Below are 10,479 nucleotides of genomic sequence, written 5' to 3'. Positions count from 1 at the left end.
CTGCTGGCCATGCCCTTGCCGGCGCCGCTGCGCCTGCTGGGGCTGCCGCTGATGCTGCCCGTGCTGCTGTGGCAGCCGCCGCGCCCACCGGGGGGCGAGTTCGACCTGCTGGCCGCGGACATCGGCCAGGGCAACGCGGTGATCGTGCGCACCGCCACGCACACCCTGGTGTACGACGCCGGGCCGCGCTACGGCCAGGACACGGATGCCGGCCACCGCGTGCTGGTGCCGCTGTTGCGCCAGGCCGGCGAGCGCATCGACATGCTGGTCTTGAGCCACCGCGACGCCGACCACACCGGCGGCGCCCGCGCCGTGCTGGCAATGCAGCCGCAGGCCAGTTTGCTGAGCTCCATCGAGCCGCAGCACGAACTGCAGGCGGTCCGCCGCGCCACCCGCTGCGAGAACGGCCAGCACTGGGAATGGGACGGCGTGCGCTTCGAGATCCTGCATCCGCTGCCGGCGGACTACGGCATGGGACCCAAGCCCAATGCCATCAGCTGCGTGCTGCGCATCGGCAACGGCCGGGCCACGGCGCTGCTGGCCGGCGATATCGAGCAGCCGCAGGAGGCGCGGCTGGTGGCCGACGGCGCACCGCTGGCGGCCGACCTGCTGCTGGTGCCGCACCACGGCAGCAAGACGTCTTCGAGCGAGGCCTTCCTGGACGCCGTGCATCCCCGCATCGCGCTGGCCCAGGCCGGCTACCGTAACCGCTTCGGCCACCCGGCGCCGGCGGTGGCGCAGCGCTATGCGGAGCACGGCATCCGGCTGGTGCCGTCGGCGCGCTGCGGCGCCGCGGCGTGGCGGTCGGCAGAAGCCGGCGCCGTGGGCTGCGAGCGCGAACGGCAGGCCCGCTACTGGCACCACGCACCGCCGTAGGGTGCGAAAGAGGTGCGCTATCCCGGTGTCACGGCGGTGTGACGGCCGGCTGAACCCCGCGCTCGAGCCGCCTCCCCGTGTCGCGCACGATCGCGCGGTACCAGGCTTCCCTGGGTCTGGGGAAATTAATTTTGCCGGTGTCCTCCCGGACGTTGCCGTCGAGGTACTTCACGAAGAGCTCTTCGCCAAATTTGCGCCAGTGCGCGTGGACTTTGTCGCCCTGGCGGACGGAATACTCGGTCAGGTAGTTGCGCGCGGCCTCGGGGTTCTGCTTGTACTTCTCGACGGCCGTCTTCTCCACCTCCGCCTGGCTGGCGAAGAATCCGCCTTCCAGCGCGTTCTTCTCCTTCTGCACATCGACCACGACGTCGCTCCAGCGCGCATAGGCCTGGCTCGACACCCAGTTGAACACCCAGAACGAGGAGTCCCACGAGAACCTGCCGCGGTCGGCCACACCCTCGGCGAAGTTCTTCGGCACCTTGCGGATGCCCACATACATCGGCGTGTACACCGTCAAGGCGGTGTCGTCGAAGCCGAACCACAGCAGGCCGCCCACCGCGTCCGGCAGCCACCCACGCATCTGCGCCACGAAGGAGAACGCGGTCTGCTGGGTGGAGAGCGCGCGCTCGTTGAAGTACTTCTTGCCGTCAATATCCCACCACAGCGGACGCCAGCGGTACGGCAGCCCGTAGGGGCCGGCGCCGATGTCCTTCGACATGTCGAATGGCGTGTCCTCGAAATGATCGCGGATCAGCGCCATCACGTCCTGCGCCGACAGCTTGCGGTCGGGCTTGACCCACAGCGGCAGCCGCTTGTCCAGCGTCGAGCCGTCCACGTACTCGGGCCCCAGGCCCAGCGAGGGCGCGGCGCGCCGAAAGATGCTCCACACCCGGGATTCGGTGAGCCGGTAGGCATCGAAGTCGAACGGGTTGTAGACGTCCGCGAAACTGAAGTCCTTGTCCGCGCCGCTGTACCAGCCCTTCTCGCGCGCGAACGAAATGACATCGGGCGAGTACAGCGTGTTGTCGGGATCGTTGAGCGGGAACTGGGTGATCCGGGCGTGGTTGGCGCTTGCCGTCAGGGTCCCCTCGGGCAGGCGGCGCGCCACCCACACCGCGCCTTTGTTGCCCACGCCCTTGCCGATCATCTCCATCAGCCAGGCCTCGTTCGGGTCGGCGATCGAGAATGACTCGCCGTACGATGAATAGCCGTGCTCGGCCGCGAGGCGGGTCATCAACAGGATCGCCTCACGCGCCGTCTTCGTCCGCTCCAGCGCGATGAAGATCAGCGAGCCGTAGTCGAGCATCCCGGACGGCGGCGTGAGTTCCTTGCGCGCGGTGAAGCTCGATTCGGCGATGGTGAGCTGGCGCTCGTTCATGTTGCCGACCACCGCGTAGGTTGCCGGCACCTCGGGGATGCGCCCGAGCAGCTCCCCCGTTTCCCAGTCGATGACCTTGCGCTGGATGCCAGCCATATGCCGATCCGCCGGCGTGTAGCGCAGCTCCCCGTAAAGGAATTGCGCGTCGGCGTTGTAGGTGACCATGGTGGAGCCGTCCATCGTCGCCCCCCTCGTCACCATCATGCTCGAACACGCGTGCGCGAGCGGACTCACCAGCGTCGCTGTCAGGAGGACGGCGGAGAACAGGGCGGAAATGTCGCGGATCATGTGGACGATGCTAAGGGAAATGGCGTTGATTGTCGTGCGGGGGAAGCCTCCTCGATTGCCGTGCTGGGGCGGCAAATTTGGAAGCTTGGCCATCACCGGCCGCCGTAGGACGCCGTCTGAAGATGCTCCGCGCCGTGTCGCCGGCGCACCAAAACAGCTCATCCACCGGCCTGGAACTTGCTATCCTTTGTCTGCCATGCACACCCGATTCGACGAGATGCTCGCCCAGTGGTCCGGCAACGGACCGCTTCAGTTCCAGACGCAGTCCATGGGAGGGCAGACGCAGTCGCAGCTCCAGGGCGTGCGCGAACATTACCGGGGTTATGCCGACTGGCTGGCGCGCCAGCCCGAGGACACCATGCGCTCGCGCCGCGAGGAGGCGGAGATGATTTTCCGGCGCGTGGGCATTACCTTCGCCGTGTACGGCGCGAAGGACGAGGCCGGCGCCGGCACCGAGCGGCTGATCCCGTTCGACCTGATCCCGCGCATCATCCCGGCTGACGAGTGGCGCACCATGGAGCGCGGCCTGGTGCAGCGCGTGACGGCGCTGAACCGCTTCGTGCACGACGTCTACCACGGCCAGGAGATCCTGCGCGCCGGCATCGTGCCGGCCGAGCAAATCACCGGCAACGCGCAGTTCCGCCCCGAGATGATCGGCGTGAAGGTGCCCAACGACGTGTACTCGCACATCGCCGGCGTCGACATCGTGCGCGCGCGCAACGCGCAGGGGCAGGGCGAGTACTACGTGCTGGAGGACAACCTGCGCGTGCCCAGCGGCGTGAGCTACATGCTGGAAGACCGCAAGATGATGATGCGGCTGTTCCCCGACCTGTTCAGCAGCCACAAGGTGGCGCCGGTGATGCACTACCCCGACCTGCTGCTGGAGACGCTGCGCGCCACCGCGCCGTCCACCACCGACGATCCCACGGTGGTGGTGCTCACCCCCGGCATGTACAACAGCGCCTACTTCGAGCACGCGTTCCTGGCGCAGCAGATGGGCGTGGAACTGGTCGAGGGCCAGGACCTGTTCGTGAAGGACAGCTTCGTCTACATGCGCACCACGCGCGGCCCCAAGCGGGTGGACGTGATCTACCGCCGCGTGGACGACGACTTCCTCGATCCGCTGGCGTTCCGCCCGACCTCCACGCTCGGCTGCGCGGGGCTGCTGGACGTCTACCGCGCCGGCAACGTAACCCTGTGCAACGCCATCGGCACCGGCGTGGCCGACGACAAGTCGATCTACCCCTACGTGCCCAAGATGATCGAGTTCTACCTGGGCGAAAAGCCGATCCTGTCCAACGTGCCCACCTACGTGTGCCGCAACAAGGACGACCTGGGCTACGTGCTGGCGAACCTGAAGGACCTGGTGGTCAAGGAGGTGCACGGCGCCGGCGGCTACGGCATGCTGGTCGGGCCTGCTTCCACCACCCAGGAGATCGAGGATTTCCGGCGCGCGCTGGAAGCCGACCCCGGCCGCTACATCGCCCAGCCCACGCTGTCGCTCTCCAGCTGCCCCACGTATGTGGAAAGCGGCATCGCGCCGCGCCACATCGACCTGCGGCCCTTCGTGCTCTCCGGCAAGGAGGTGCAGATGGTGCCGGGCGGGCTGACCCGCGTGGCGCTGAAGGAGGGCTCGCTGGTGGTCAACTCGTCGCAGGGCGGCGGGACCAAGGACACCTGGGTGCTGGAGGTCTGAAAAAACATGCTGAGCCGCACCGCCGACCATCTGTACTGGATGTCCCGCTACACCGAGCGGGCCGAGAACACCGCCCGCATGCTGGACGTGAACTACCAGACCTCGCTGCTGCCGCAGTCCGCGGAAGTGGCGCAGGTCGGCTGGCAGGGCATGCTGTCCATCAGCGAGCTGATGCCCGCCTACACCGCCAAGCACGGCGCCATCGTGCCCAAGTGCGTGATGGAGTTCATGGTGAAGGACGACAACAACCCGTCGTCCATCGTCTCGTGCCTGCGCGCGGCGCGCGAGAACGCGCGCGCCGTGCGCGGCTCGCTCACCACCGAGGCCTGGGAAACGCAGAACCAGACCTGGCTGGAGGTCAACCGGGCGCTGCGCAACGGCGAGTTCGAGCGCGACCCCGGCCAGTTCTTCGAGTGGGTGAAGTTCCGCTCGCACCTGTCGCGCGGGGTGACGGTGGGCACCATGCTCATGGACGAGGCGCTGCACTTCATGCGCCTGGGCACCTTCCTGGAACGCGCGGACAACACCGCACGGCTGGTCGACGTGAAGTTCCACGCGGTGCAGAGCGACTTCTTCGGCGCGGCCAGCGAGAAGGACCAGGAGTACGACTTCTACCACTGGAGCGCGATCCTGCGCAGCGTCTCCGCCTTCGAGATCTACCGCAAGGTCTACCGCGACGTCATCACGCCCGAACGCGTGGCCGAACTGCTGATCCTGCGCGCCGACATGCCGCGCTCGCTGCACGCCAGCATGAACGAGGTGGTGAGCAACCTGGAAATGGTGGGCACCCAGCAGTCGGCCGAGACGATGCGCCTGTCCGGCAAGCTGCGCGCCGAGCTGCAGTACGGCCACATCGACGAGATCCTGGCCACCGGGCTGCACGCCTTCCTCACCCAGTTCCTGGACCGCGTGAACGACCTGGGCGCGCGCATCAGCCGGGACTTCCTGGTGCCGTCGCCGGCCTGAGGCGCGCCGCGAACGCGTCCCTGGTGATCGCATACACCAGGTGCGGGTAGCTGACCCCGTTGAGCACCCGCGGGTTCAGCGTATTGCGCAGCACGCCGCCGATTTTGCCCATGGCGCGCTGCGAGCGAAAATTGGTTTCGCCCACCCAGAACACCACCGTGTCCACGAACCGGAAGGCGTGTTCGAGCATCAGCGTCTTGACTTCCAGGTTGTAGCTGCCGCCCCAGTAGTCGACGCCCATGAAGGTCCAGCCGATCTCGACCTCACCTGCCGCCGGGTCCAGGCCGTGGTAGCGGCTGGAGCCCATGATCGCGCCGCTGCGGTTGTCGACGAACGCGAAGGCCGAGCCGCTTGCCAGCGCGCCGTCGAAGAACTCGCGGAACACCGGCGCGGTGTAGCGATCGCTGACCGGGTGCAGCTCCCACACGCGGGGATCGGCCGCCGCGCGGAACATGCCTTCCCAGTCGCTTTCTCGGATCGGGCGCACGGTGACGCGCGGGCCCACCAGGGTCGGTTGAAGATCGAACGGAGTGTCCATGGTGGCTTCTTTTTACCCGATCGCGCGGCGCATCGCCATGGTTCGAATTGATGATGAACGGTTCCTGCACATCTGCCGCAAACCGTTCTGCGGGAGAATGCACCGGTGTGCCGCTCACCACTGCAGTCGAATCCATCATGAAAATCTTCCGTGGCAAGGAATTCAAGGCCGAGCGTGCCTGGGGCGCGGCCGACGTCGCCAACATGCGCGGCGTCACCACCCGCCTGCACTGGACCGACCAGCCCTACAAATGGCATGTGAACGACGGCGAAGAGGTGTTCGCCGTGCTCGACGGCGTGGTGGACATGCACTACCGCGATCCGGCCGAAGGCGGTGCCGAGCGCGTCGTGACGCTGAACGCGGGAGACGTGTTCTTCGCCGGCATCGGCTGCGAGCACGTGGCGCATCCGCGCGGCGAAGCGCGCATCCTGGTGGTGGAACAGGAAGGCAGCGTCTGAGCCGGTGATGAGGCAAGCGGGATGCGCATCGGCCTGATCTCCGACACCCACGGCCTGCTGCGGCCCGAGGCCCTGGCATTCCTGCGAGGTTGCGACCACATCCTGCACGGCGGCGACATCGGCAAGCCGGAGATCCTGCAGCAACTCGCCGCCATTGCGCCGGTGGCCGCGGTGCGCGGCAACAACGACGAAGGCGCGGCCTGGGCGGCCGCCGTTCCCGGGACACAGCGACTGGTGTTCGGTGGCATCGGCTTCTACATGCTGCACGACCTTGCGCAGCTCGACGTCGATCCGCGCGCGGAAGGGATCCGTGTCGTGGTCGCCGGCCATTCGCACAGGCCGCTGGTGCGCGAGCTGGGCGGCGTGCTGTACGTCAACCCCGGCAGCGCCGGGCCGCGGCGGTTCAAGCTGCCGGTGTCGGTGGGGGAGGTGGTGGTGCGCGGCGGCGAGGCGAAGGCGCGCACGGTGACGCTGGAGATCGCGGCGCGCGGCACCCCGCCGTGTTCTCTCAGTCCTTGACGAACTCGTCGGTGACTTCCGCCCAGGTGCCGAGCACATCGGAATGGACCGGCGGCGTGCCCGGGGTGGAACTGTCGCCGGTGGCCTTGGCCCCAGGCGGTTTCTCGGCGCGGAACTTGTCCCAGGCTTGCTCGAACTTCAGGTCGCTGGTCACCACGCGAATCGCACTTGGGCCGGTGAAACGGCATCGCGGCTCCAAAGCTTTGAATGATAGGTTGGTGGCACCAGCTGAGTCGGTGCCGATTGGTCTGTTCTTCCGTCAACCTGCAGTTGTGGCAACGCCCATCAGGAGGCCGGCCGCGGCCCTTGCCGCTCCATCGCCTCCCGCACCTCGCGCCCCAGCTCGATCACCGCCATCGCGTAATAGCTGGACCAGTTGTAGCGCGTGACCACGTAGAAGTTCTCGGTACCCGCTACAAAGGTCGGCGTGTCGCCGCCGTTCTGCAGCTCGATCAGCGCGAGCGGGCCCTTGTGCTCCAGTGCCGGGCCTTCCAGCACCGCGCCCCTGCCCTGGAAGCTTGCCACGGTGAAGGTGGGCAGGATGTCGGGCGCGAGCAGCGCGCCCAGGTCCAGTTTGTCCTTGTCGAAGCGCACCGGGTAGTGCGTCGGCATGCCGGTGTGCCAGCCGTAGCCCTTGAAGTAGTTGGCCACCGAGCCGATCACGTCGTCGGTGCTGCGCGTCAGGTCGATGCGCTTGTCGCCGTCGTAGTCCACCGCCCAGCGCGCGATGCTGCTGGGCATGAACTGCGGCATGCCGCTGGCGCCGGCGAAGCTGCCGCGCGGGCGCAGCGGGTCGCTGCCGCGCTTGTTGTGCCACACCAGGAACTGCTCCAGCTCCGAGCGGAAGTACGCCGCGCGTTCGGCCGCGCGCGGATGCGATTGCGGAAAGTTGAAGGCCAGCGTGGCCAGCGCGTCCAGCACGCGGAAGTCGCCCATCTGCTGGCCGTAGATGGTCTCCACCCCGAGCACGCCGACGATGATTTCGGCCGGCACGCCGAATTCCTTTTCGGCGCGCTGCAGCGTCTCGCGGTTGGCCTGCCAGAAGCGCACGCCGGCATTGATGCGCACGGGATCGATGAAGCGGCTGCGGTAGACGCGCCAGTTCTTCGCCGTGGCGGCGGGAGCCGGCTGGTTGAGGCGGATGGCGGTTTGCAGCAGCTGCGCCTGGGCGACGGCGGTGCGCATCCACTCGCGCGCGATGCCGTGCTTGTCGGCCACCTCGTCGGCAAAGCGCATGGCCTGCTCGTCGCTGGCATACGGCGCGCCGACGGTGCGTTCGGCGGCCGGGGCGTCGCGCGCGGTGCGGGGCGACTGCGCCAGCGCGGTGGTTGCCGCCAAGCCGAACGCGGCGGCAGCCAGCAGCAGGCGTACGGAGAGCCGGAACCTCACCGGGGCCAAGGCAGCCGGCGCAGCTCGCGGCGCAGCGTGGCGAAGGTGGTGGAGGGCGGGTGGGCGCTGTAGCGCAGCAATTCCAGTCGAATGAGCCATTGCGCCAATGGTGTCGCATCCGGGCCGAAATGTGCGGTCACGGCATCGGCAATTTTTCGCGGCGGGCTCGTTGCGGGCAATTCCAGCCCTTTCTGCCTCAGCCGTTTGCGCACGCGCGCCAGCAGGCGCAGCCAGGGGTCGTGCTGCACTTTATCCCACCAGCTCCACGCTGCGCCCAGCAGCGCGGCGCCTACCAGCAGGCACAGCAGCACGTAGCTCAGGTCTTCCCAGCTGGGCGAGCTGAAGCCCATGTTGCGCAGCAGGTCCAGCTGCTTGCTCTGGGTGTAGTTCAGCACCCACTGGTTCCAGCTGTTGTTCAGCGCTTCCCAGGCCGCGCGCATCTGCGCCGCCAGGTTGGGGCTGACGGTGCCGAGCGCGGCGCCGAACACGCCCGGCTGGGGGCGCAGGCGCTGGAACGCGCCGATGCGTCCGGGCGTGACCGCGCCGGTGGGGTCCACGCGCACCCAGCCGCGGCCGGCCAGCCAGACTTCGGCCCAGGCGTGCGCGTCGCTGTTGCGCACCACCCAGAAGCGGTCAACGTCGTTGAGCTCGCCGCCCTGGAAGCCGGTGACCACGCGCGCGGGAATGTTCATGGAGCGCATCAGCACGACGAAGGCCGAGGCGATGTGCTCGCAAAAGCCCTGCTTGCGGTCGAACCAGAATTCGTCGGCGGTGTGGGTGCCGTAGGTGCCCGGCTCCAGGGTGTAGCTGTAGCCGCCGGTGCGCAGGCGCTGCAGCGCGGCCTCCACCAGCGCCGGCTTGTCGGCAGCACGGCCGCGCATCAGTTCGGCGGCCAGTTCGTGCGTGCGCGGGTCGAACCCCGGCGGCAGGTCCAGGTAGTGCGGCAGCACGCCGGCCATGGCGGCGGGGCCGGCTTCGTAGGCGGGATGGCTTTCCGCGCTGTAGCGCAGCAGGTCGGTGACGGGCCGCGACGCGATCCATTGCAGCTCGGGCGTCATGGTGGCTTCCAGGCCGTACGCCGTGGGCGCCTTCGACGCGGCGTCCAGCACCAGCAGCCAGGGCCGGTTGTTCGGCTCCAGCGTGACCGCGTAGCGCACCGGCTCGCCGGCGGTGCGCAGCTGCGCGTTGCCGAACACGGCCGGCAGGCGCGGCAGCAGCCGCGCGTCCAGCGGGCGCCATTCGCGGCCATCGAAGACGCTGAGCACCGGCCCGCGGAAATACAGCTGCGCCTGCGGCGGCGGCTGGCCGTCCCACTTGATGCGCATGGCGATGCCGTCGTCCAATGCCAGGCTGGCCATGGTGCCCACCGCCATGCTGGACGACAGGCCGCTGCGCCCGCTCATCGCGTCGTTGGGAATGCCCCACAGCGGCGCGAAGCGCGGGAACAGCATGAACAGCACGGCCATCACCGGCGCGCCCAGCAGCGCCATTTTCAGCGCCACTTTGGCCGCTTCGGCCAGCGGCGGCCGGCCCACCGGCAGGTGCGCGTTGACCAGCGCCGTCAGCAGCCCCAGCAGGCCTACCAGCATGGCGGCCGCCACCGGCAGCGACTGCGAGAAGAAGAAGTTGGTGAGCATCGTGAAGAAGCCCAGGAAGAAGACCACGAAGGCGTCGCGCCGCGCGCGCAGCTCCAGCGTCTTCAAGGCCAGCAGCACCACGATCAGCGTGACGCCGGCGTCGCGGCCCAGCAGGGTGCGGTGCGTGAACCAGGTGCCGCCCAGCGCGCCGGCCACCAGCGCCAGCATCCACCAGTGGTTGGGCAGCGGCCGCGAGCGCAGCGCCAGCCAGCCGCGCCACCCCAGCATGCCCAGCGTGAGCAGGCTGCACCACACCGGCAGGTGGCCGATGTGCGGCAGCACCAGCCAGCCGATCACCGCCAGCAGGAACAGCGTGTCGCGCGCGTCGCGCGGCAGCGTGCCCAGGCGCACGGCATTCGACAGCGCGCCCAGGCGCGCCACGGGCAAGCGCGCGGCGTTCAGCATGTGGCCAGCGCCTCCAGGCACTGCCGCTTGTGCGCCTCGCCGCCCGAAGGCGCGATCTCGCGGCCGGGCAGGCGCAGGCCGTAGTCCTGGCCCAGCTTGTCGGCCTGCAGCACCCAGGCGGTCAGGCGCGCCAGCTTGCGCTCCAGGTCGCCGGCGCCGGCCGCCGCGATGTCCAGCCACAGCTCGTAGCGCTGGGCCTGCAGGCTGTCGCGGCTGACCAGTTCGCCCGACTTGGCTGCCTTCTTCCACACCACCAGCTTGAGCGGGTCGCCGCGGCGGTAGGCGCGCACGCCCTCGAACTCGCCGCTGTCGCTGGCGCGCGCCACCGC

At 68.6% G+C, this 10,479-nt stretch carries 11 protein-coding genes; 5 read left to right on the top strand and 6 right to left on the bottom strand.

Annotated features, from left to right (window positions below; all coding sequences use genetic code 11):
* On the top strand, positions 1–876 hold an 876-nt coding region (locus tag H0U68_RS17230; RefSeq protein ID WP_296357795.1), incomplete at its 5' end, for a ComEC/Rec2 family competence protein.
* Positions 877–904: 28 nt separating this feature from the next.
* Here H0U68_RS17230 and H0U68_RS17225 read toward each other — a convergent pair.
* A complete protein-coding gene (locus H0U68_RS17225) occupies positions 905–2,635 on the bottom strand; it encodes a C69 family dipeptidase (RefSeq protein WP_296357792.1) in 1,731 nt (576 codons plus the stop codon).
* A gap of 175 nt (positions 2,636–2,810) precedes the next feature.
* On the opposite strand from H0U68_RS17225, the gene H0U68_RS17220 reads away from it, so the two are divergent.
* Together H0U68_RS17220 and H0U68_RS17215 are read left to right on the top strand one after the other, a co-directional pair.
* Positions 2,811–4,238: a circularly permuted type 2 ATP-grasp protein gene (locus H0U68_RS17220; protein ID WP_296357799.1), complete on the top strand. Its 1,428-nt coding sequence runs from the start codon at positions 2,811–2,813 to the stop codon at positions 4,236–4,238.
* A gap of 6 nt (positions 4,239–4,244) precedes the next feature.
* Positions 4,245–5,204 (top strand): alpha-E domain-containing protein, encoded by a 960-nt coding sequence (locus tag H0U68_RS17215; RefSeq protein ID WP_296357790.1) that lies wholly within the window; start codon positions 4,245–4,247, stop codon positions 5,202–5,204.
* Here H0U68_RS17215 and H0U68_RS17210 read toward each other — a convergent pair.
* The gene (locus tag H0U68_RS17210; RefSeq protein ID WP_296357787.1) at positions 5,170–5,742 is read right to left on the bottom strand and encodes a GNAT family N-acetyltransferase; all 573 of its coding nucleotides are present in this window, start codon (positions 5,740–5,742) and stop codon (positions 5,170–5,172) included. The genes H0U68_RS17215 and H0U68_RS17210 overlap by 35 nt on opposite strands.
* Positions 5,743–5,879: 137 nt before the next feature.
* On the opposite strand from H0U68_RS17210, the gene H0U68_RS17205 reads away from it, so the two are divergent.
* Both H0U68_RS17205 and H0U68_RS17200 read left to right on the top strand, forming a co-directional pair.
* Positions 5,880–6,200, top strand: a complete 321-nt coding sequence (locus tag H0U68_RS17205; protein WP_296357785.1) for a cupin — start codon at positions 5,880–5,882, stop codon at positions 6,198–6,200.
* A gap of 21 nt (positions 6,201–6,221) precedes the next feature.
* The gene (locus H0U68_RS17200; protein ID WP_296357783.1) at positions 6,222–6,719 is read left to right on the top strand and encodes a metallophosphoesterase family protein; all 498 of its coding nucleotides are present in this window, start codon (positions 6,222–6,224) and stop codon (positions 6,717–6,719) included.
* Here H0U68_RS17200 and H0U68_RS17195 read toward each other — a convergent pair.
* From H0U68_RS17195 to H0U68_RS17180, 4 genes are all read right to left on the bottom strand, one after another.
* Positions 6,709–6,876 (bottom strand): hypothetical protein, encoded by a 168-nt coding sequence (locus H0U68_RS17195; RefSeq protein ID WP_296357782.1) that lies wholly within the window; start codon positions 6,874–6,876, stop codon positions 6,709–6,711. The two genes, H0U68_RS17200 and H0U68_RS17195, sit on opposite strands and share 11 nt — an antisense overlap.
* A 128-nt stretch (positions 6,877–7,004) precedes the next feature.
* A complete protein-coding gene (gene mltB / locus H0U68_RS17190) occupies positions 7,005–7,955 on the bottom strand; it encodes a lytic murein transglycosylase B (protein ID WP_296357797.1) in 951 nt (316 codons plus the stop codon).
* Positions 7,956–8,104: 149 nt separating this feature from the next.
* Positions 8,105–10,150, bottom strand: a complete 2,046-nt coding sequence (locus H0U68_RS17185; RefSeq protein WP_296357780.1) for a DUF3488 and transglutaminase-like domain-containing protein — start codon at positions 10,148–10,150, stop codon at positions 8,105–8,107.
* A partial coding sequence (locus H0U68_RS17180) for a DUF58 domain-containing protein (RefSeq protein ID WP_296357779.1) occupies positions 10,144–10,479 on the bottom strand: 336 nt, incomplete at its 5' end. The genes H0U68_RS17185 and H0U68_RS17180, both read right to left, overlap by 7 nt.

Origin of the sequence: Ramlibacter sp., from assembly GCF_013697775.1 — a bacterium.
Classification (GTDB): Bacteria; Pseudomonadota; Gammaproteobacteria; order Burkholderiales; family Burkholderiaceae_C; genus Ramlibacter.
The sequence above is the reverse complement of the archived record's forward strand: the minus strand, read 5'-3'. Positions and strand labels throughout refer to the sequence as shown.